The sequence below is a fragment of the Citrobacter sp. wls710 genome (assembly GCF_005281115.1).
GTDB lineage: Bacteria > Pseudomonadota > Gammaproteobacteria > Enterobacterales > Enterobacteriaceae > Citrobacter > Citrobacter werkmanii.
Genome location: NZ_SZXD01000061.1, coordinates 63438 through 84227 on the forward strand (window position 1 = coordinate 63438; position 20790 = coordinate 84227).

Annotated in this window: 21 protein-coding genes; 9 read left to right on the forward strand and 12 right to left on the reverse strand. The window is 53.6% G+C overall.

What is annotated here, in order from left to right:
• Positions 1-38 precede the first annotated feature (38 nt).
• Together cpxA and cpxR are read right to left on the reverse strand one after the other, a co-directional pair.
• Positions 39-1412, reverse strand: coding sequence for an envelope stress sensor histidine kinase CpxA (gene cpxA / locus FDX14_RS23375; protein ID WP_042313425.1), 1374 nt, complete (start codon positions 1410-1412; stop codon positions 39-41).
• Positions 1409-2107 (reverse strand): envelope stress response regulator transcription factor CpxR, encoded by a 699-nt coding sequence (gene cpxR, locus FDX14_RS23380; RefSeq protein WP_038635960.1) that lies wholly within the window; start codon positions 2105-2107, stop codon positions 1409-1411. Before cpxR ends, cpxA begins: the two co-directional genes overlap by 4 nt.
• A gap of 150 nt (positions 2108-2257) precedes the next feature.
• On the opposite strand from cpxR, the gene cpxP reads away from it, so the two are divergent.
• From cpxP to FDX14_RS23415, 7 genes are all read left to right on the forward strand, one after another.
• Positions 2258-2758 carry a cell-envelope stress modulator CpxP gene (gene cpxP, locus FDX14_RS23385; RefSeq protein ID WP_042313421.1) on the forward strand — a complete coding sequence of 167 codons (501 nt, stop codon included), beginning with the start codon at positions 2258-2260 and terminating at the stop codon, positions 2756-2758.
• A gap of 147 nt (positions 2759-2905) precedes the next feature.
• Positions 2906-3808 (forward strand): CDF family cation-efflux transporter FieF, encoded by a 903-nt coding sequence (fieF, locus tag FDX14_RS23390; protein ID WP_038635968.1) that lies wholly within the window; start codon positions 2906-2908, stop codon positions 3806-3808.
• Positions 3809-3993: 185 nt separating this feature from the next.
• Entirely contained in the window at positions 3994-4956 is a 963-nt protein-coding gene (pfkA, locus tag FDX14_RS23395; RefSeq protein WP_006686196.1) for a 6-phosphofructokinase, read from the forward strand.
• Between the two features lie 204 nt (positions 4957-5160).
• On the forward strand, positions 5161-6150 hold the full coding sequence (sbp, locus tag FDX14_RS23400) for a sulfate/thiosulfate ABC transporter substrate-binding protein Sbp (protein WP_042313417.1): 990 nt from the start codon (positions 5161-5163) through the stop codon (positions 6148-6150).
• 104 nt (positions 6151-6254) lie between these two features.
• Entirely contained in the window at positions 6255-7004 is a 750-nt protein-coding gene (locus tag FDX14_RS23405) for a CDP-diacylglycerol diphosphatase (protein ID WP_042313414.1), read from the forward strand.
• 73 nt (positions 7005-7077) lie between these two features.
• Positions 7078-8382, forward strand: a complete 1305-nt coding sequence (locus tag FDX14_RS23410) for an SLC13 family permease (RefSeq protein ID WP_137350351.1) — start codon at positions 7078-7080, stop codon at positions 8380-8382.
• 113 nt (positions 8383-8495) lie between these two features.
• Positions 8496-9968: a DASS family sodium-coupled anion symporter gene (locus tag FDX14_RS23415; protein ID WP_137350352.1), complete on the forward strand. Its 1473-nt coding sequence runs from the start codon at positions 8496-8498 to the stop codon at positions 9966-9968.
• A gap of 39 nt (positions 9969-10007) precedes the next feature.
• On the opposite strand, the gene tpiA is transcribed toward FDX14_RS23415, so the two are convergent.
• A complete protein-coding gene (gene tpiA / locus FDX14_RS23420) occupies positions 10008-10775 on the reverse strand; it encodes a triose-phosphate isomerase (protein ID WP_038635981.1) in 768 nt (255 codons plus the stop codon).
• Between the two features lie 108 nt (positions 10776-10883).
• Positions 10884-11483 (reverse strand): YiiQ family protein, encoded by a 600-nt coding sequence (locus FDX14_RS23425; protein ID WP_042313405.1) that lies wholly within the window; start codon positions 11481-11483, stop codon positions 10884-10886.
• Positions 11484-11583: 100 nt separating this feature from the next.
• On the opposite strand from FDX14_RS23425, the gene FDX14_RS23430 reads away from it, so the two are divergent.
• Entirely contained in the window at positions 11584-12012 is a 429-nt protein-coding gene (locus FDX14_RS23430) for a DUF805 domain-containing protein (protein WP_042313402.1), read from the forward strand.
• 39 nt (positions 12013-12051) lie between these two features.
• On the opposite strand, the gene fpr is transcribed toward FDX14_RS23430, so the two are convergent.
• The 4 genes from fpr to FDX14_RS23450 form a co-directional block, all read right to left on the reverse strand.
• On the reverse strand, positions 12052-12798 hold the full coding sequence (gene fpr, locus FDX14_RS23435) for a ferredoxin--NADP(+) reductase (protein ID WP_137350353.1): 747 nt from the start codon (positions 12796-12798) through the stop codon (positions 12052-12054).
• Between the two features lie 95 nt (positions 12799-12893).
• Positions 12894-13904, reverse strand: coding sequence for a class II fructose-bisphosphatase (glpX, locus tag FDX14_RS23440; protein WP_038635990.1), 1011 nt, complete (start codon positions 13902-13904; stop codon positions 12894-12896).
• Between the two features lie 140 nt (positions 13905-14044).
• Positions 14045-15553, reverse strand: a complete 1509-nt coding sequence (gene glpK / locus FDX14_RS23445) for a glycerol kinase GlpK (protein ID WP_085049741.1) — start codon at positions 15551-15553, stop codon at positions 14045-14047.
• Between the two features lie 22 nt (positions 15554-15575).
• Positions 15576-16421 carry an MIP/aquaporin family protein gene (locus FDX14_RS23450; RefSeq protein WP_038635996.1) on the reverse strand — a complete coding sequence of 282 codons (846 nt, stop codon included), beginning with the start codon at positions 16419-16421 and terminating at the stop codon, positions 15576-15578.
• Between the two features lie 428 nt (positions 16422-16849).
• On the opposite strand from FDX14_RS23450, the gene zapB reads away from it, so the two are divergent.
• Positions 16850-17095, forward strand: a complete 246-nt coding sequence (gene zapB / locus FDX14_RS23455; protein WP_019077914.1) for a septal ring assembly protein ZapB — start codon at positions 16850-16852, stop codon at positions 17093-17095.
• A 221-nt stretch (positions 17096-17316) separates the two neighbouring features.
• On the opposite strand, the gene rraA is transcribed toward zapB, so the two are convergent.
• The 4 genes from rraA to hslV all read right to left on the reverse strand — a co-directional run bounded on the left by rraA (position 17317) and on the right by hslV (position 20763).
• On the reverse strand, positions 17317-17802 hold the full coding sequence (gene rraA, locus FDX14_RS23460) for a ribonuclease E activity regulator RraA (RefSeq protein WP_008787034.1): 486 nt from the start codon (positions 17800-17802) through the stop codon (positions 17317-17319).
• Between the two features lie 92 nt (positions 17803-17894).
• On the reverse strand, positions 17895-18824 hold the full coding sequence (gene menA / locus FDX14_RS23465; RefSeq protein WP_038636012.1) for a 1,4-dihydroxy-2-naphthoate polyprenyltransferase: 930 nt from the start codon (positions 18822-18824) through the stop codon (positions 17895-17897).
• Between the two features lie 67 nt (positions 18825-18891).
• A complete protein-coding gene (gene hslU / locus FDX14_RS23470; protein WP_003028803.1) occupies positions 18892-20223 on the reverse strand; it encodes an ATP-dependent protease ATPase subunit HslU in 1332 nt (443 codons plus the stop codon).
• A 9-nt stretch (positions 20224-20232) separates the two neighbouring features.
• Positions 20233-20763, reverse strand: a complete 531-nt coding sequence (gene hslV, locus FDX14_RS23475; protein ID WP_003028805.1) for an ATP-dependent protease subunit HslV — start codon at positions 20761-20763, stop codon at positions 20233-20235.
• Positions 20764-20790: the final 27 nt, after the last annotated feature.

The following is a 20790-nucleotide window of genomic DNA, read 5'->3' on the forward strand; positions in this document are numbered from 1 at the left end:
TGAGTGCTTCCCCGGCGATACGTGACCGGGGAAGCCTGTTAAGCGCGTTTATACAGCGGTAACCAAATCACCAGCCGTAAACCACCCAGCGGGCTGTCTTCGGCCTTCACCCAGCCACGATGCTGCTGGATCGCGGTTTCCACAATCGCCAGACCCAGACCCGTTCCGCCAGACTCGCGATCGCGCGCCTCATCGGTACGATAGAACGGACGGAAAATCTGCTCCCGGTCCTCAGGGCTGACGCCCGGACCATCGTCGTCAACGGTGATGGTGATCCCGTCTTTATCCACCGCGAAGCCCACTTCAATCTGCGTGTGTGAATAGCGTAGGGCGTTGCGCACAATATTTTCCAGCGCGCTTTCCAGCGCATTTGGGTTGCCGTACAGCGGCCACGGACCCGGCGGGAAATTCACCGTGAGCGATTTACCCATCTGCTCGGCTTCAAAGGCGGCGTTATCCAGTACTTCGCCCCATAGCTGATTGGCTTTCACCGTTTCACTGACCAGCGCGTTTTTCTGCTGATTACGTGACATCACCAGCAGGTCGTTGATCATGCTGTCCAGCCGATGCGCTTCTGTTTCAATGCGCTCCAGCTCTTTGCTCTCACCGCTACGACGGCGCAGCAGAGCGGTTCCCAGTTGCAGACGTGTCAACGGCGTTCTCAACTCGTGAGAGATGTCCGACAGCAGGCGCTGCTGCGTGGTCATCATCCGCTCCAGCGCCGTCACCATCTGGTTAAAGCTGGCGCCCGCCGCCAGAAACTCCTGCGGACCGGCTTCCAGCTCCGGATGCTGACGCAGGTTGCCCTGGGCCACTTCATCCGCTGCATTTTTCAGCTTACGCGCCGGTTTCGCCAGGCTCCAGGCAAGCCAGAGCAATAACGGAGAGCTGACTAACATGGTGACGATCAGCAACAACAGCGGTCGGTCGAACAGCAGGTTGATAAAGTCAGATTGCGAGCTGCTGGCAGGTCGAATGAGATACAGTTGGTAGTTATCTTCACCGTCTCTGACGGAAAAAGGCCCGACCATCTCCACGCGACCGTATTTTTTCTTTTGCGGATGGTCGGCGTTATCGGCCTGACCAATAAAGTTACGAATGATCTGCATTTCGTTGCGTTCTGCGCCGATCACGCGTCCTTCCGTGGTAACAAGTAATAACCGCTGTCCTGGCGGCGCCCACTTGTCTATCGCCCGAAACAAGCGACGCCACCACATTAAATCGTTGGGGGGATCGTTCGCCAGTTCAGCTTCAACGTGTTGCTCAATCATCAACCCCTGGCGCTGCTCGCTGTCCAGTAGCTCGGTCATCTGACGTGAGTCGAGCTTGGGTAGCATCAGTACCAACATCAACACCAGTGCCAGCGTCAACCAGAAGATGGCAAAGATGCGTGCGGTTAAACTCCCTATCATGAAGCGGAGACCATCAGGTAGCCGCGACCACGTAGCGTTTTAAACCACGGATGCCCATCTTTACGCTCTGGCAGCTTACGACGCAGGTTTGAGATATGCATGTCGATCGCGCGATCGAAAGGCGTCAGGCGTTTGCCCAGCACTTCCTGGCTCAGATGTTCACGCGAAACCACCTGGCCGAGATGCTGCGCCAGCAAATAGAGCAGGGTGAATTCGGTGCCGGTTAGCTCCAGCGTTTGCCCGTCGAAGCTGGCTTCCTGGCGACCCGGGTTGAGGCTTAACGCATCCACTTCCAGAGTCGGTGAGCCGTTGTCGCTGCTCTGCTGCTGTTCGCTCCAGTGCGAGCGACGCAGAATAGCGCGGATGCGCGCGACCAGTTCGCGGTCGTTAAACGGTTTAGGTAAATAGTCGTCCGCGCCCAGTTCAAGGCCGAGAACGCGATCCAATTCGCTGCCGCGAGCGGTCAGCATGATTACGGGGGTCTGGTGTGTCTGGCGAAGCGCTTTCAGTGTATCGATGCCGTTTTTCTTTGGCATCATGACGTCGAGCAAAAGTAAATCGATGCTGTCATCCAGAAGCTCGAGCGCCTGTTCCCCATCATGGGCAACCAGCACATCGAAACCTTCCATTTCGAGCAACTCCTTTAACAGGGAAGTCAGCTCTCGGTCATCATCAACTAACAGGATTTTATTCATTGTTTACGTACCTCCGAGGCAGAAATTACGTCATCAGGCGTCGCTAATCTATGACTTTACGTTGTTTTACACCCCCTGACGCATGTTTGCAGCCCGAATCGTAAACTGTCTCTCGTTGAATCGCGACAGAAAAGATTTTGGGAGCAAGTGATGGGCAAAGTAACCGCTGCCGTCATGGCCTCAACGCTGGCACTCAGTACTTTAAGCCATGCAGCTGAAGTCGTCACAGGCGATCACTGGCACCTGGGTGAAGGCTCCTCGCAACGCAGCGTACAGAGCCACATGTTTGACGGTATCAGTTTAACCGAACATCAACGTCAACAGATGCGAGATTTAATGCAGCAGGCAAGACACGAACAGCCTCCTGTTAATGTTAGCGAAATGGAGACAATGCATCGCCTTGTCACCGCAGAGAAATTTGATGAAAGCGCTGTGCGCGCTCAGGCAGAAAGAATGGCGCAGGAACAGGTTGCCCGCCAGGTTGAAATAGCCAAGGTTCGCAACCAGATGTATCGCCTGTTAACGCCCGAGCAGCAAGCGGTTTTAAATGAGAAACATGAACAACGAATGGAGCAACTGCGCGACGTCGCGCACTGGCAAAAAAGCTCATCGTTGAATTTATTGAGTAGTAGCAACTCACGTTCCCAGTAGTAACCCTGTTTTCCTTGCCATAGACACCATCCCTGTCTTCCCCCACATGATGTGGGGGTTTTTTTTGCCCAAAATTTGTCACTCGGTAATTGCCTGACTGTTTTACTTCATCCGTTATACTAGCGGCATATCCTGGCAGGAGTGTTTATGAATCAAACCTATGGGCGGCTGGTTAGCCGGGCGGCAATCGCGGCGACCGTGATGGCATCGCTGTTACTTTTGATCAAAATTTTTGCGTGGTGGTACACCGGATCGGTCAGTATTCTGGCTGCACTGGTGGATTCTTTGGTGGATATCGCGGCGTCGTTAACCAATCTGTTGGTGGTGCGTTATTCATTGCAACCGGCCGATGATGAACACACGTTTGGACACGGTAAAGCGGAATCATTGGCGGCGTTGGCGCAAAGTATGTTTATTTCCGGTTCGGCGCTGTTTTTATTCCTGACCGGGATTCAGCATCTTATCCAACCCACGCCGATGAAAGATCCCGGCGTCGGGGTGATTGTTACCATCATTGCGTTAGTGTGCACCATCATACTGGTCTCGTTTCAGCGCTGGGTGGTGAAGCGTACGCAAAGTCAGGCTGTTAGGGCGGATATGCTTCATTATCAGTCTGATGTTATGATGAACGGTGCGATTCTCATTGCGCTTGGGCTGGCATGGTACGGCTGGCATCGCGCAGATGCCTTGTTTGCGCTCGGGATTGGCATCTATATTTTATATAGCGCATTACGCATGGGGTATGAGGCGGTGCAGTCATTGCTGGATCGCGCTTTACCCGATGAAGAACGTCAGGAAATTATTGATATCGTGACGTCATGGCCGGGAGTCAGCGGCGCTCACGATCTTCGCACGCGGCAGTCAGGGCCGACCCGCTTTATTCAGATTCATTTGGAAATGGAAGATAATCTGCCGCTCGTTCAGGCGCATGTAGTGGCTGAGCAGGTCGAGCAGGCAATTTTGCGACGTTTCCCGGGATCGGATGTCATTATTCATCAGGATCCCTGTTCCGTCGTACCCAAGGAAGGCAAGATGTTTGAGCTTTCATAATTCGTTGTAAAAAAAGTGAACCAGGCCAGCATTTTGTGTATAAATTACCACCATTTGGCCTGACCTGAATCAATTCAGCAGGAAGTGATTGTTATACTATCTGCATATTCGTTGGATCGTTTCGATATGCGGAATCGACTTCCGGCAGCAGATTTCATTTTGCATTCCAAAGTTCAGAGGTAGTCATGATTAAGAAAATCGGTGTGTTGACAAGCGGCGGTGATGCGCCGGGCATGAACGCAGCAATCCGTGGTGTTGTGCGTGCAGCGTTGACGGAAGGGCTGGAAGTCATGGGGATCCATGATGGCTACCTGGGTTTGTATGAAGACCGTATGGTCCAGCTTGACCGCTATAGCGTGTCCGACATGATCAACCGTGGCGGTACCTTCCTCGGTTCTGCCCGCTTCCCGGAATTCCGCGACGAAAACGTGCGTGCGGTGGCTATCGAAAACCTGAAGAAGCGTGGCATCGACGCCCTGGTTGTTATCGGTGGTGACGGTTCTTACATGGGTGCGAAACGCCTGACTGAAATGGGCTTCCCGTGCATCGGTCTGCCGGGCACTATCGACAACGATATCAAGGGCACCGACTACACCATCGGTTATTTCACCGCGCTGGGTACTGTAGTCGAAGCGATTGACCGTCTGCGTGATACCTCTTCTTCTCACCAGCGTATTTCCATCGTTGAAGTGATGGGCCGCTACTGTGGTGATCTGACTCTGGCGGCAGCGATTGCCGGCGGTTGTGAGTTCGTGGTGGTTCCGGAAGTAGAATTCAGCCGTGACGATCTGGTTGCTGAAATCAAAGCCGGTATCGCGAAAGGTAAAAAACACGCGATTGTAGCGATCACTGAACACATGTGTGACGTTGACGAACTGGCGCATTACATCGAGAAAGAAACGGGCCGTGAAACGCGTTCAACCGTACTGGGTCACATCCAGCGTGGTGGTTCTCCGGTTCCTTATGACCGTATTCTGGCGTCCCGTATGGGCGCGTATGCCATTGAACTGCTGCTCGAAGGTCACGGTGGCCGTTGCGTAGGTATTCAGAACGAAAAACTGGTTCACCATGACATCATCGACGCTATCGAAAACATGAAGCGTCCTTTCAAAGGTGACTGGCTGGACTGCGCGAAAAAACTGTACTGATTGTTTTTTGCGCGCCTGATGGCGCTACGCTTATCAGGCCTACAGGTTGCAGAAACGTGTAGGCCGGATTAGGCGCTAGCCGCCATCCGGCAATCCCTCAGATTTATTCCTCGAAGTTATAGCAAATCTTTTTTTATTCTTTAATGTTTGGATCGCTTTCTGGCACGCTTTGCTCATCACAACACCACATAAGAGAGCTGGGCGATGAACAAATGGGGCGTAGGGTTAACATTATTGCTGGCATCGACCAGCGTTCTGGCAAAGGATATTCAGTTACTTAACGTATCGTACGATCCAACGCGTGAGCTGTACGAGCAGTACAACAAAGCTTTTAGCGCGCACTGGAAGCAGGAAACCGGCGACAACGTCGTGATCCGCCAATCGCACGGCGGTTCGGGTAAACAGGCGACTTCCGTCATTAACGGCATTGAAGCCGATGTCGTGACGCTGGCGCTGGCTTACGATGTGGACGCTATTGCTGAACGTGGTCGTATCGATAAAAACTGGATCAAGCGTCTGCCGGATAACTCAGCACCTTACACTTCCACCATCGTTTTCCTGGTCCGCAAGGGCAATCCAAAACAAATTCATGACTGGAACGATCTTGTCAAACCGGGTGTGTCCGTCATTACGCCAAACCCGAAAAGCTCAGGCGGCGCACGCTGGAACTATCTGGCAGCATGGGGCTACGCCCTGCACCACAACAATAACGATCAGGCCAAAGCCCAGGACTTCGTCAAAGCCCTGTTTAAAAACGTTGAAGTGCTGGACTCCGGTGCGCGTGGCTCAACCAATACCTTCGTTGAACGCGGTATCGGTGATGTGCTGATTGCCTGGGAAAACGAAGCGCTACTGGCGACGAACGAACTGGGTAAAGATAAATTCGAGATAGTCACTCCGAGTGAATCTATTCTCGCGGAGCCGACCGTTTCCGTGGTCGACAAAGTGGTGGAAAAGAAAGACACCAAAGCGGTAGCGGAAGCCTACCTGAAGTATCTCTACTCGCCGGAAGGTCAGGAGATAGCAGCGAAAAACTTCTACCGTCCGCGTGATGCTGAAGTGGCGAAGAAATACGAAAATGCCTTTCCGAAGCTGAAGCTGTTCACCATTGACGAAGAGTTTGGCGGCTGGACGAAAGCACAGAAAGAGCACTTCTCTAACGGCGGTACGTTCGACCAAATCAGCAAGCGCTAAATAAATCTGTGAGTTACCAACCCGGTGGCATAACGCGACCGGGTTTTTTATTTGTCATGGTTTTGCGTTACTCTTGCCCCTCAATAGGATACAGGGAACGCGTAATGAAAAAAGCAGGCTATCTTTTACTGGCGGTGATTGTGGTGGCTGCCGCTGCTGGCATTGGTTACTGGAAATTCACCGGCAACCCGGACGCGTTACGCCAGATTGTTCTTCAGCAATGCTTGCCGCACCAGTTGCAGCAGCAGGATCCCGCACCGTGCGTGGAAGTGAAACCAGACGCCGGATATGTGGTGTTCAAAGATCGTAATGGTCCGCTGCAATATCTGTTGATGCCTGGTTACCGTATCAATGGTACGGAAAGCCCGTTGCTGTTGGAATCAGGCACGCCGAACTTTTTCTGGCTGGCCTGGCAGGCGCGTAGCTTTATGAGCCAAAAATACGGTCAGGAGATCCCTGACAAAGCGGTATCGCTGACCATTAACTCGCGTAGCGGGCGTACGCAAAATCACCTGCACATTCATATCTCCTGCCTGCGAACCGATGTCAGAAAGCAGCTGGATGACAACATGGCGAAAATCAGCACCCGCTGGTTGCCTTTGCCGGGTGGATTACGCGGGCATGAATATCTGGCGCGTCGCGTCACGGAAAACGAACTGGCGCAACGCAGCCCGTTTATTATGCTGGCGGAAGAAGTACCGAATGCGCGAGAACATATGGGCCGCTATGCGCTGGCGATGGTGCGCCAAAGCGATGAGTCTTTTGTCCTGCTGGCGACTCAGCGTAACTTGCTGTCGCTGAATCTCGCCTCTGCTGAGGAAATTCAGGATCATCAATGTGATATTCTGCGCTAACCCTACCTAATCTGGCGTTTACTCCGCATGCCTGTCCCCGTATTCTTGTTGAAAAAAACAACAGGAGACAGGCATGTCGCTCTGGCTTTCACACCCTCTGTTTATTCCTTCTCTGGTGGTTGGCATCACCATTATTCTCTGGGCGACATCGCTACTACCGGAATTTATAACGGCGCTGCTGTTCTTTGCTGTGGCGATGGTGGCCAAAATCGCGCCACCGGATGTGATTTTTGGCGGCTTTGCGTCATCGGCATTCTGGCTGGTCTTCAGTGGCTTCGTGCTGGGTATCGCGATTCGTAAAACGGGATTGGCGGACAGGGCGGCGAGGGCGCTGTCATCGCGATTGACCGACTCCTGGCCGTTAATGGTAGCGAGTGTGGTACTGCTAAGTTATGCGCTGGCGTTTGTAATGCCGTCCAATATGGGGCGCATTGCGCTGCTGATGCCGATTGTCGCGGCGATGGCGAAACGGGCGGGAATTAACGACGGCACGCGAGCCTGGTATGGTCTGGCGCTGGCCGTCGGGTTTGGGACGTTCCAGCTTTCCGCGACGATTTTACCCGCTAACGTGCCGAATCTGTTGATGAGCGGCGCAGCGGAAGGTTCTTACGGTATCCACCTGAATTATCTGCCCTATTTACTGTTACATACGCCGGTTCTGGGCTGGCTCAAGGGCGCGGTACTCATCGTACTTATCTGCTGGCTGTTTCCTGGTAAGCCCCATGCGCCGCGCGATCTGACGCCGCCTGAGCCGATGAGCCGGGATGAAAAACGTCTGGCATGGATGTTAGCGGTGGTGTTGTTTTTGTGGGTAAGCGAAAGCTGGCACGGCATTGGTCCAGCGTGGACCGGACTGGCGGCGGCGGTTATCACGCTGCTACCTCGGGTTGGCTTTATTAATGGCGAGGAGTTTTCCAGTGGGGTCAATATCCGTACCTGTATCTATGTGGCGGGTATTCTGGGGCTGGCGATCACCGTCACGCAGACCGGTATTGGCAGTGCGGTGGGCGAGGCGCTGTTACAGGTGATGCCGCTGGACGCGGAAAAACCGTTTACCAGCTTCCTCGCGCTGACTGGCATTACCACCGCACTCAATTTTATTATGACGGCAAACGGCGTTCCGGCGCTATATACCACGCTGGCGCAAAGCTTTGCCGATGCGACGGGATTCCCGCTGCTGTCGGTGATTATGATTCAGGTACTGGGATATTCCACACCGCTACTTCCGTATCAGGCTTCACCCATTGTTGTGGCGATGGCGCTTGGGAAAGTGCCTGCGAGGGCGGGGATGCTGCTGTGTATTGCGCTGGCGGCGGCAACGTATCTGGTGCTTCTGCCGTTGGATTACCTCTGGTTCAGTATGCTGGGTAAATTATAACTGTATCTAAATGTTAATTTTTTGTTTTGTGAGATGATGAATTGTTTTATTTGGGCTGATGGCGGTTAATACCGGGGCGCAGATTTGTGCACTGGAAACTCAAGGATTGATTCATGGACAGTTTGACCCCTATCCGCTGTTGGCCTGCCATCATTTCGCTCGCGATCACGCTGACCATCTGGTTTGTTATCCCGTGTCCGCCTGATGTCACTCCGCAAGCGTGGCATCTGCTGGCGTTGTTCATAGGTACGATCGCAGCGATTATCGGTAAAGCCATGCCCATTGGCGCCATTGCGGTTGTGGCGATTATGCTGGTGGCGATGACCGGCGTCACTAACCCCGGTAAACCCTCGGCCGCACTGAACGATGCGTTGAGTGGCTTTTCTAACCAGTTAATCTGGCTGATTGGTTTATCCATTATGCTGTCGCAAAGTCTGTTAAAGACCGGCCTGGGGGCGCGAATTGGCTACGGGTTTATTGCGCTGTTTGGTAAAAGAACGCTGGGTATTGCGTGGGCATTAACCCTTGCGGAAACGCTGATTGCGCCGGTTACGCCCAGCAACACGGCGCGTGGCGGTGGTATTATCCACCCAGTAATGCGGGCGATTGCGGAAAGCCTCGGATCGCAACCGGGAAACAACGAGAATGGTTCAACGGGTCGCTATCTGGCGCTGGTGAATTACAACATTAACCCCATCAGCTCGGCAATGTTCATCACCGCGACCGCACCTAACCCCTTAATCGTTAGCTTTTTAACGAAGGGGACGGATGGCGTGCTGAACATGACCTGGGGAATGTGGGCTATTGCGGCGCTGCTTCCCGCTGTGGTCTCGCTGGTCGTCATGCCGATTGTAATCTGGTGGCTCTATCCGCCAGCTATCACGCGCACGCCAAATGCGCCGCAGTTCGCACGACAAAAACTGGAGGCGCTAGGTCCGCTTTCACTGGCAGAGAAAATTACCCTGGCCGTCTTCATTTTGCTGCTCTGCCTGTGGGCGGGAGTGCCCGCGATGTTGATGGGCAGCGCCTGGAGCGTAAACCCCACAAGCGCCGCGTTAATTGGTTTGTCGATTCTGTTGATGGCGGGAGTATTAAGCTGGGAAGACATTCTTAAATGCCGTGGAGCGTGGGATACCATACTGTGGTTCGCGGCGCTGGTAATGATGGCGGATTTTCTCAGCAAGCTTGGGTTGGTTGGTTGGCTGGCGACCAGCGTGGGTAGTGCAATCGACCATCTGGGTGTGCACTGGAGCATTGCGACGCTGTTGTTGATTCTGCTTTACGTCTATTCGCACTACTTTTTCGCCAGTACAACTGCGCATATTACGGCGATGTTCGCTGCGTTCTTCGCTGCAGGTTTAGGCCTCGGCGCGCCGCCAGCGCTGCTTGGTTTAATGCTCGGTTTCTCCTCCTCCTTGATGATGTCGCTCACGCACTATGGCACGGGTACTGCGCCTATTATCTTTGGTTCGGGCTATGTCACGCTGGCGGAGTGGTGGAAAACGGGGCTGGTAATGAGTGTGGTCAACCTGACCATTTGGGGTGTGACCGGCGCCTTCTGGTGGCACTGGTTGGGATACTGGTAGTTAATACAGCGGGAGGAGTGCTCCTCCCGCCTTAACAACTTAAGCCTGTTTAGCGGCTTCTGCTGCTTTAACGATGACTGCGAAAGCGTCTGCTTTCAGAGAAGCACCGCCAACCAGCGCGCCGTCGATGTCCGGCTGAGCGAACAGTTCTGCCGCGTTGCCCGCATTTACGGAACCGCCGTACTGGATAATAACCTGTTCAGCGATTTTCGCGTCAGCTTTAGCAATGTGGTCACGGATGAATTTGTGAACAGCCTGAGCCTGAGCCGGAGTTGCAGATTTACCGGTACCGATAGCCCATACTGGTTCGTAAGCGATGACTACGCCTTCGAATGCCGCAGCGCCCTGAGTTTTCAGAACGGCGTCGATCTGACGTGCGCAGACTTCTTCAGTTTTGCCCGCTTCGTTTTCTGCTTCGGTTTCACCGATGCACAGAACTGGAGTCAGACCCTGCTCTTTCAGCACAGCGAATTTCTTCGCGATCAGCTCGTCAGACTCTTTGTGATAAGTACGACGCTCAGAGTGACCGATAATGATGTACTGCGCGCCGATATCTTTCAGCATTTCAGCGCTTGTTTCACCAGTGAATGCGCCAGACAGGTTCAGGTCAACGTTCTGCGCGCCCAGGATGATGTGGCTACCGGCAGCGGCGTGTTTCGCCAGGTCGATATACATTTCCGGCGGAGCAATCGCTACTGCACAGCCAGCAACGCCAGCCAGTTCTTTACGCAGATTAGCAACCAGTTCGTTTACCATATGGCGGCTGCCGTTCAGTTTCCAGTTACCCATCACTAAAGGATGTCGCATTTCATTTCTCCACGCTTATCAGCGAATTAAGGAAGATGGCCGCCCGTCAGGGCAGCATGGTCTGTGAAACAGTATAGAGATTCATCCCCAGAAAGGCTTTGCTTTTTGTCACTTATTCGACCCTTCGAGGTTTTCAGATAGAGCCAGCTTAATCGGTTCAACAGCGAAGGTCAGCCCCTTTTCACCGTTATCTGCTATGACATAGCGAATAGCGCCTTCTGTTTCGGCGTAATAGTGCTTACCTTTGCCTGCGGCGAGCAATTTTTGCAGCTTTTTCTGGCTCTGTTCTTTCGTCAGCAGCGGCGCGACGGTACGGATGACGGCGCTCATATATTCCAGCGCTTTCGCTTTCGCCGCCTTTTGTTCTGGCCCCTGAATCGGCAGCCAGGTTATCTGCATGCTTTTGATTTTTAAGGTGCCGCGCTCAAGGGCGGAGGACGCATACAGGTTTTCGTTGATTTTACTGGCGGCGCGGGTGAGATTCGCTCGGTCGCGACTGCTGTCGATGGCGCGGAACTCATTGAGGATAAGCTTCGGATTCTGTGTATTAAAGTTTTCACGAAACTGGCTAATCGATAGATCAAAAGTTGGCGCGCCCGCCAACAAATAGGGGGCCGTGATTGCCGTCGATGGCTCTTCCGCCTGCGCCGTAGTGCTTACGGTTAAGGCTGAAAACAGTAATAAAAACAGTGTAAATCCTTGCTTCATCAATTGTACCTTTCATTCTCACTGCTCACGATTAAAACGGTAACCGTCCGGCTTGTCAAAAGAGTAAACTGTCCTGGAAGGTAATAATAAAGGAACCTACATGACCATACAGCAGTGGTTATTCTCATTTAAAGGGCGTATTGGACGCCGTGATTTCTGGATTTGGATAGGTCTGTGGCTCGTCAGTATGTTGGCGTTGTTCTCCCTGGCGAGTAAGCAATTACTCGATATTCAAACCGCGGCATTTTGTCTGGTGTGTCTGCTATGGCCGACGGCGGCGGTGACGGTAAAGCGTCTGCATGACCGAGGGCGTTCAGGGGCGTGGGCGTTGCTGATGATTCTGGCGTGGATGCTGCTGGCCGGAAACTGGGCGATGTTACCTGGCGTCTGGCAATGGGCGGTAGGCCGTTTTCTTCCGACGCTGATTCTGGTCGGCATGCTTATCGATCTGGGCGCGTTTGTCGGCACCCAGGACGAAAATAAATATGGTAAAGATACGCAGGACGTAAAGTACAGAGCTGACTCGTAGGCCGGATAAGGCGCGTTAGCGTCGCCATCCGGCAAGCCCTTACCAGTAGTGCTCAGCAGTCATATGGCCCGGTCGACGGCGCAGGTGTTTGGTCATCTGCCGGGTCTCTTTCAACAGTTGCTGCGTGTCGCGTACCATTTGTGGATTTCCACATAGCATTACGTGGCTGGTTTCTTTATCCATTGGCAGACCTACCGCTTTTTCCAGCTCACCGCTTTCAATCAGCGCCGGCACTCGCCCAGTCAACGAATTTGCCGCAGTTTCACGGCTAACAACGGTCTGGATACGTAATTTACCTTCGTAGCGCTTTTCCAGCTCCTGCATCAACGGCAGATAGCTCAAATCGGCGGCATAGCGCGCGGCGTGGACCAGCACCAGATTTTTAAAGCGATCCAGATCTTTGCCTAACTGCAAAATCGACAAATACGGGCCGATAGCCGTGCCGGTCGCCAGCATCCACAGCGTGTCGCAATCGGGGACCTCATCCAGCACGAAGAAGCCAGCGGCTTCACTGACCACCTGAACGTCATCGCCAGGCTTCAGCGCGGCCAAACGAGGGCTGAGTTTGCCGTCGGGAACCGTCACCAGATAAAACTCTAAATCGGGATTGTCGGGCGCATTGACGTAGGAATAGGCGCGCTGGACGCGCTCGCCGTCGATTTCCAGGCCAAGCTTGGTAAACTGGCCAGCAGTAAAAGGAAGAACTGGAGCTCGCACGGTCAAACTAAATAAGGCATCGGTCCAGTTCTGCACCTTTGTGACTTTGCCTGTTACCCAATCTGCCATGGTTTTCTCCTGTCTGCTTTGATTGCCTTATCTTCGTTCGTTGGACGAAAGATTTCCAGCCCGGATGGGCTGGAAGGCTCTATTGATCAAATCAATTACAGGATGTGCGCCTGCACATCGGGATCTTTGCGATCGAGATAGTGAATCGACTGAATGCGGCGGATTGTGCGCGATTTGCCGCGGATCAGCAGCGTTTCGGTGGTCGCGATATTGCCTTTGCGGCTAATGCCTTCTAGCAGATCGCCTTTGGTGATGCCGGTGGCAGAGAAAATGACGTTGTCGCTGCGCGCCATTTCGTCCAGACGCAGCGCTTTGCCCGCTTCAATGCCCATCGCGGTGCAGCGGGCCAGTTCCTGTTCGCCAATGCGGCGGTTTTCTTCGCTGTCGCCTTTGACGTCATGACGCGCCAGGAGACGGCCCTGCATATCGCCATCCAGCGCTCGGATAACGGCGGCGGAGACCACACCTTCCGGTGCGCCGCCAATGCCGTACAGCACGTCAACTTCGCTGTCAGGCATGCAGGTCAGAATTGAAGCCGCAACGTCGCCGTCGGGAATAGCGAATACGCGCACGCCCAGTTTCGTCATCTCTGCAATAACGTCATCATGGCGAGGTTTCGCCAGAATAGTGACGGTCAGGTCACTCAGGGGTTTGTTCAGCGCGGCGGCAATGTTACGCAGGTTAGCTTCCAGCGACAGGTTCAGGTCAATGGACCCTTTTGCGCCTGGGCCGACAATCAGCTTTTCCATATACATGTCCGGCGCGTTCAGGAAGCAGCCTTTGTCGCCCACGGCCAGTACCGCCAGCGCATTTGCCTGGCCCATTGCCGTCATACGCGTGCCTTCGATAGGATCGACGGCGATGTCTACCGCATCACCAAGACCCGTACCGACTTTCTCACCGATAAACAGCATCGGCGCTTCATCGATTTCACCTTCGCCAATCACGATGGTGCCGTCGATGTTGACCTGGTTGAGCATAATACGCATGGCGTTCACCGCCGCGCCGTCAGCGGTATTTTTATCGCCGCGGCCCAGCCATTTGTAGCCAGCCAGCGCGGCCGCTTCGGTCACGCGTGAAAATTCAATGGCAAGTTCTCGTCTCATTGCAAACTCGTAGCTGAAAGGAATGGCGCGAAGTGTAGCACAGGGGAGGGGGCGAGATTATTGATGTGTGTGCGGGGTTGTCCCCGCACGAAGATATTGCCGGATAAGACACCTTAGCGTCGCCATCCGGCAATGACGTATTACTCGTCGTGATCTTCCCACGCCATGGCGCGTTTGACTGCTTTTTTCCAGCCGCTGTAACGGAAGTTACGTTCGGTGGTTTCGATGCCAGGACGGAATTCACGCTCGATGACCGCTTTTTCCTGCAGCTCATCCAGGTTTTGCCAGAAGCCGACCGCCAGACCGGCCAGGTACGCCGCACCCAGCGCAGTGACTTCGCGGACTTCCGGACGCTCAACGCGCGTGCCGAGAATATCCGACTGGAACTGCATCAGGAAGTTGTTGGCGACCGCACCGCCATCGACGCGCAGGGCGTGCAGACGAATGCCGGAGTCAGCCTGCATCGCTTCCAGTACGTCACGGGTCTGGTAAGCGATAGACTCAAGCGTTGCGCGGATGATGTGGTTGGAGTTTACACCACGGGTCAGACCGAAGATGGCGCCACGCGCATACGGGTCCCAGTACGGTGCGCCCAGACCGGTGAATGCCGGAACGACGTACACGCCGTTGGTGTCTTTCACTTTGGTGGCGAAATACTCAGAGTCGAATGCATCGCTGATGAGTTTCATTTCATCACGCAGCCACTGGATAGAGGCACCCGCCATAAACACCGCGCCTTCCAGCGCGTAGTTCACTTCCCCGGTCGGTCCGCAGGCGATGGTGGTCAGCAGCCCGTTTTCGGACTTAACGGCTTTCTCGCCAGTGTTCATCAGCATGAAGCAGCCGGTACCGTAGGTGTTTTTCGCCATCCCTTCCTTCACGCACAGCTGGCCGAACAGCGCCGCCTGCTGGTCACCGGCGATACCGGAGATAGGAATACGAATGCCGCCCTTACCACCGATGTTGGTCTGACCGTACACTTCAGAAGAACGACGTACTTCCGGCAGCATGGCACGCGGAATATCCAGCGCATCCAGCATCTTGTCGTCCCAGTCCAGGGAGTGGATGTTGAACAGCATGGTACGTGAGGCGTTGGTGTAATCGGTGACGTGTACACGCCCCTGCGTCATTTTCCAGATAAGCCAGGTGTCTACGGTACCGAACAGCAGTTCACCGCGACGAGCGCGCTCACGCGAACCTTCTACGTGGTCGAGGATCCACTTCACTTTGGTACCGGAGAAGTACGGGTCAATCACCAGGCCAGTGTTGTTACGGATGTACTCTTCCATACCGTCGCGCTTGAGCTTCTCGCAGATATCCGCGGTACGACGACACTGCCACACAATGGCGTTATAGATAGGTTTACCGGTCTCACGTTCCCAGACGATGGTGGTTTCACGCTGGTTGGTAATACCGATCGCGGCAATTTCATCGGAACTGATATCGGCTTTCGCCAGCACTTCTACCAGCGTGGAGCTTTGGGTCGCCCAAATTTCCATTGGGTCGTGTTCTACCCAACCGGCTTTCGGGTAGATTTGCTCGAATTCGCGCTGTGAAACGGCAACGATATTCGCATCGTGGTCCATTACGACCGCGCGGGAGCTGGTGGTGCCCTGGTCGAGCGCAACGATATATTTTTTTTCAGTCATAATTTTTTGTCCCGTAGTCACATTACTGCGAAGCTTTTTGTTGAGTGTTGGCCGCAACGTCTTTCTCTTCAATCGCGCAGACATCGCACGGCAAATGGCGACCAATCAGTTTGCGATAGGCCCATGCGCCTAAAATTGCGCCAGTAATTGGGCCAAACACCGGTACCAGGAAGTAAGGGATATCGCGACCACCCGTGAAGGCAATCTCACCCCATCCGGCCAGTCCGGCGAAGAGTTTCGGTCCGAAGTCACGAGCCGGGTTCATCGCAAAACCGGTTAGCGGACCCATGGAAGCACCAATAACGGCAATCAGTAAGCCGATCAGCAGTGGTGCCAGCGGACCACGAGGTACACCGTTACCATCGTCGGTCAGGGCCAGAATCAGCCCCATTAGAATAGCGGTAATGACCATTTCAACCGCGAAGGCCTGCACAAAATTGATATGCGGGTTCGGATAGGTGGAGAAAGTACCCGCCAGACCCAGGCTTTCCGTACTGCCACGCACGATATGGTTGGTTTGTTCGAAATCGAGGAAAAGATTGTAATAAAGCCCGTAAACCAGTGCCGCTGCGCAAAAGGCGCCGGCAATTTGCGAAATAATAAAAGGGACGACTTTGCGTTTATCAAAACAGGCAAACAGCCAGAGTGCGATGGTGACCGCTGGATTCAGGTGTGCACCAGAAACGCCTGCGGTCAGATAGATAGCCATTGCTACCCCCAGACCCCAGATGATGCTGATTTCCCACTGACCAAAAGTTGCCCCGGCCACTTTGAGTGCAGCGACACAGCCCACACCGAAGAAAATCAACAACCCGGTACCGAGGAATTCAGCAATGCACTGGCCTTTTAAGGTTGATGTTTGACTCATAATCGGATCCTGAAGAGAGTTTAATGTTTATTGTGTGCGAGAAGGTCACTGACATCCCCGGAGCCGGTAGGCACACTGTTAATTTATCGTTAACGCTCAAAAACGAGAAATATCGAAATTAAAATGTGTGTACTGCATCAACAAAATGAGCGTTTTCGCGCCATTCCGCGGTATTTGTTATACAAAAATAGTGTGAGCTGAATCATTTCACCGATCAATCTCTTAACACTTAAGCGTTATGACAGTCATGTCACCAGGAGAAAGACTAAAAGTGTTGCAAACCGCAATCTGCGCGGGATGCCGCTGGACAGGGATGACGCGGCTTCATACAATCGGTGTTAAGTAGAGTGCGCTCGTTTTTATTAAGGCGTCGCCGGTTATCGGGACGAGGATTTTTATCCATCAACGCCTTGCAATTCAGGAGAGGTATGACGATGTCATTAGAAGTGTTTGAGAAACTGGAAGCAAAAGTACAGCAGGCGATTGATACCATCACGCTGTTGCAGATGGAAATCGAAGAGCTGAAAGAAAAGAACAACTCACTGTCGCAGGAAGTTCAGTCTGCACAGCAGCAGCGTGAAGAACTGGAGCGTGAGAACAACAACCTGAAAGAACAGCAGAACGGCTGGCAGGATCGTCTGCATGCCCTGCTGGGTCGTATGGAAGAAGTCTAATCCTCGTCATATTTCACGTTATGGCGGCGTTGGCTGCGTGCGTTCACCCCAGTCACATAGTGGCCTATGCTCCTGGGGATTCACTTACTTGCCGCCTTGCCCTGACGCGAAATCTATAGAGGATTTAGAATGCGGATACCTGTAGGCCGGATAAGGCGTGAGCCGACATCCGGCAATCAGCGACAACGCATAAAAAAAGGCACTTTGCGGTGCCTTTTTGATCACTCGATATCGAGCGGGTCTTCGGAGAGAATTATCCCGGTGTTGTCGGCGTACAGGTGGTCGCCGGAGAAGAACGTCACGCCGCCAAAGTTGACGCGCACATCGCTTTCCCCAATGCCCTCACCTGAAGCGCCTACCGGAATTGCGGCAATCGCCTGAATGCCAATATCCAGTTCTTCCAGATCGTCTACCTGGCGTACTGAGCCGTAGATGACCAGACCTTCCCATTCATTCTGTACGGCCAGCCGCGCCAGTTCGGCATCGACCAGCGCGCGACGGACAGAACCGCCGCCATCGACCAGCAGAATGCGACCACGGCCGTTTTGTTCGAGCAGATCGTACAGCAACCCGTTGTCCTCGAAACATTTTACCGTGATGATTTGTCCGCCAAACGACGACCGTCCCCCAAAGTTAGAGAACAGCGGTTCCACGACGTTGACATCTTCCTGATAGATGTCACAAAGCTCGGATGTATCGTATTTCATAGGCTTAACGTTTAGTTGCTGCGAGAATTTTTAGTATATCGCGCTATGTGTACTGTTGGCAAAATCATCAATTGTTAATTGATATTTGTCAGTTAAAGAGACCACTGACTTAAGAAAATCCCAACGACAAACAGCAGGTTAGTTAATAGTGCCGCTTTTACGGTGCGTTCCAGCATCGGGCGCATTGCCTCAGGGTTCATCTCACGCATCACGTAACGCGCCTGTTTGAAAAGCAGCGGAGCGGCGAGAATAAACAGCCATCCCCACAGGCTTTGCAGCGAGAACAGGTTAAACAGCGCCAGGCAGACCAGCGTACCCATCAGCAGGCAGGCATGGTAGCGGCGGGCATTGACGGCGCCTAAACGCACGACCAGCGTGTTCTTGCCGTTCTCTCTGTCGCTGTTGATATCGCGCAGGTTGTTGACGTTGAGCACGGCGGTTGCCAGCAGGCCGCAGGCGGTGGCAGGCAGAATCAGCGCCGGAATCAGCGTATGCGCCTGCAAATACCAGCTTCCCATCACGCTGAGCCAGCCGAAGAATACCAGCACGGAAATATCGCCCAGGCCGATATACCCGTAAGGGCGATTACCCACGGTGTAAGTGATCGCGGCGATAATCGACAGCCCCCCGAGCACCAGGAAACCGACAAAATCCGCCAGCGTGTGACAGGCCACGGCAACCAGGGCCAGACCAGACAGACAGATCAACACTACGGTGACGATCAGCGCGCGCTTCATCTGCTCTTGGGTGATAACCCCTTTTTGCATCCCGCGCAGCGGTCCAATGCGATCGGGCTTGTCGCTGCCTTTGACGGCATCGCCATAGTCGTTAGCGAGATTGGACAGAATTTGCAGCAGTCCCGCCGTAATTAATGCCAGCAGAGCAACCAGCGGATCGAAGTATCCTTGCCACCATGCTAATGCCGTACCGACGATGATCGCCGCGAAGGCGAGCGGTAAGGTCTTAGGTCGTAAACTTTCCAGCCAGGCTTGTGAGCGGCTAATTTGTTGTTGTTCAGTCATATTTAGCGCCAATAAAAATGGGGCTTTATCAGCCCCATCAACAGTGATGAAAATGCATTGAACGCGATTATAGGATAAAACGGCTCAGATCTTCATCTGCGACCAGCGCATCCAGATGTTTGCTCACATATTCGGCATCAATTGTGATGCTTTGGCCGTTCAAATCGCTCGCATCATAGGAAATATCTTCCATCAGACGTTCCAGAACGGTGTGCAGACGACGCGCACCGATGTTTTCGGTGGTTTCGTTAACCTGCCAGGCCGCTTCGGCAATGCGTTTAATGCCCGATTCGGTGAAGTTAATGTCCACACCTTCGGTCGCCATCAGCGCTTTGTACTGAACGGTGATAGAGGCATTCGGTTCGGTCAGGATACGCTCAAAATCGCTGGTGGTCAGCGCCTGTAGTTCAACGCGAATCGGTAGACGACCCTGCAGTTCCGGGATCAGGTCCGACGGTTTCGCGACCTGGAATGCGCCAGAAGCGATAAACAGAATATGATCGGTTTTCACCATGCCGTGCTTGGTGGAGACCGTGCAGCCTTCAACCAGCGGCAGCAGGTCGCGCTGTACGCCTTCACGGGACACATCCGGACCAGAGGATTCGCCGCGCTTACAGATTTTGTCGATTTCGTCGATAAACACGATCCCGTGCTGCTCAACGGCGTCGATAGCTTCCTGTTTCAGCTCTTCCGGGTTCACCAGTTTGGCCGCTTCTTCTTCAATCAGCAGCTTCATCGCGTCTTTGATTTTCAGCTTACGCGGTTTTTGCTTCTGACCGCCCAGGTTCTGGAACATGGACTGCAGTTGGCTGGTCATCTCTTCCATGCCCGGAGGCGCCATGATTTCAACGCCCATCGGTGCGGCGGCGAGATCGATTTCGATCTCTTTATCGTCGAGCTGGCCTTCGCGCAGTTTTTTACGGAACGCCTGACGCGCAGCAGAAGGTTCCTGCGGTTGTTCAGACTGCCCCCAGTTATTTTTAGCTGGTGGGATCAGCACGTCGAGAATGCGCTCTTCCGCCATCTCTTCAGCGCGGAAGCGGTTTTTCTCAATTGCCTGAACGCGAACCATCTTAATGGCAGCGTCGGTCAGATCGCGGATGATGGAGTCAACTTCTTTACCAACATAGCCAACTTCGGTGAATTTGGTTGCTTCAACTTTGATGAACGGCGCGTTGGCCAGTTTTGCCAGGCGACGGGCGATTTCGGTTTTACCGACGCCGGTCGGGCCAATCATCAGAATATTTTTCGGCGTCACTTCATGGCGCAGCTCTTCGTTGAGCTGCATACGGCGCCAGCGGTTACGCAGGGCAATCGCCACGGAACGCTTAGCGTTATCCTGGCCGATGATGTGTTTGTTCAGTTCGCTGACAATTTCGCGTGGGGTCATTTCAGACATGGGGGATCCTTACGCTTTGGAGTTCAATTCTTCGATGGTATGGAAGTGGTTGGTATAAATGCAGATATCCCCTGCAATATCCAACGCTTTCTCAGCAATCTCGCGCGCGCCAAGCTCGGTGTTTTCCAGCAGAGCCCGTGCAGCAGCCTGGGCGTAGGGACCGCCGGAGCCGATGGCAATCAGATCGTTTTCTGGCTGGATGACGTCGCCGTTACCGGTGATGATGAGTGATGCCGTTTCATCTGCGACGGCCAGCAGCGCTTCGAGTTTGCGCAGCATACGGTCGGTACGCCAGTCTTTTGCCAGTTCAACGGCCGCTTTCACCAGGTGACCCTGGTGCATTTCCAGCTTGCGTTCGAACAGTTCGAACAGCGTGAATGCATCCGCAGTACCGCCCGCAAAGCCCGCAATGACTTTGTCGTTATACAGACGGCGGACTTTCTTCACGTTGCCTTTCATTACGGTGTTACCCAGTGTGGCCTGACCATCACCGGCGATTACCACATGGCCGTTACGGCGTACGCTTACTATTGTTGTCACGAGCAGACCCCTTGGTTACAAATGCAG

Coding starts and splice junctions, on each gene's coding strand:
- cpxA (WP_042313425.1), bottom strand. CDS start 1,412: ATGATAGGGAGTTTAACCGCACGCATCTTTGCCATCTTCTGGTTGACG.
- cpxR (WP_038635960.1), bottom strand. CDS start 2,107: ATGAATAAAATCCTGTTAGTTGATGATGACCGAGAGCTGACTTCCCTG.
- cpxP (WP_042313421.1), top strand. CDS start 2,258: ATGGGCAAAGTAACCGCTGCCGTCATGGCCTCAACGCTGGCACTCAGT.
- fieF (WP_038635968.1), top strand. CDS start 2,906: ATGAATCAAACCTATGGGCGGCTGGTTAGCCGGGCGGCAATCGCGGCG.
- pfkA (WP_006686196.1), top strand. CDS start 3,994: ATGATTAAGAAAATCGGTGTGTTGACAAGCGGCGGTGATGCGCCGGGC.
- sbp (WP_042313417.1), top strand. CDS start 5,161: ATGAACAAATGGGGCGTAGGGTTAACATTATTGCTGGCATCGACCAGC.
- FDX14_RS23405 (WP_042313414.1), top strand. CDS start 6,255: ATGAAAAAAGCAGGCTATCTTTTACTGGCGGTGATTGTGGTGGCTGCC.
- FDX14_RS23410 (WP_137350351.1), top strand. CDS start 7,078: ATGTCGCTCTGGCTTTCACACCCTCTGTTTATTCCTTCTCTGGTGGTT.
- FDX14_RS23415 (WP_137350352.1), top strand. CDS start 8,496: ATGGACAGTTTGACCCCTATCCGCTGTTGGCCTGCCATCATTTCGCTC.
- tpiA (WP_038635981.1), bottom strand. CDS start 10,775: ATGCGACATCCTTTAGTGATGGGTAACTGGAAACTGAACGGCAGCCGC.
- FDX14_RS23425 (WP_042313405.1), bottom strand. CDS start 11,483: ATGAAGCAAGGATTTACACTGTTTTTATTACTGTTTTCAGCCTTAACC.
- FDX14_RS23430 (WP_042313402.1), top strand. CDS start 11,584: ATGACCATACAGCAGTGGTTATTCTCATTTAAAGGGCGTATTGGACGC.
- fpr (WP_137350353.1), bottom strand. CDS start 12,798: ATGGCAGATTGGGTAACAGGCAAAGTCACAAAGGTGCAGAACTGGACC.
- glpX (WP_038635990.1), bottom strand. CDS start 13,904: ATGAGACGAGAACTTGCCATTGAATTTTCACGCGTGACCGAAGCGGCC.
- glpK (WP_085049741.1), bottom strand. CDS start 15,553: ATGACTGAAAAAAAATATATCGTTGCGCTCGACCAGGGCACCACCAGC.
- FDX14_RS23450 (WP_038635996.1), bottom strand. CDS start 16,421: ATGAGTCAAACATCAACCTTAAAAGGCCAGTGCATTGCTGAATTCCTC.
- zapB (WP_019077914.1), top strand. CDS start 16,850: ATGACGATGTCATTAGAAGTGTTTGAGAAACTGGAAGCAAAAGTACAG.
- rraA (WP_008787034.1), bottom strand. CDS start 17,802: ATGAAATACGATACATCCGAGCTTTGTGACATCTATCAGGAAGATGTC.
- menA (WP_038636012.1), bottom strand. CDS start 18,824: ATGACTGAACAACAACAAATTAGCCGCTCACAAGCCTGGCTGGAAAGT.
- hslU (WP_003028803.1), bottom strand. CDS start 20,223: ATGTCTGAAATGACCCCACGCGAAATTGTCAGCGAACTGAACAAACAC.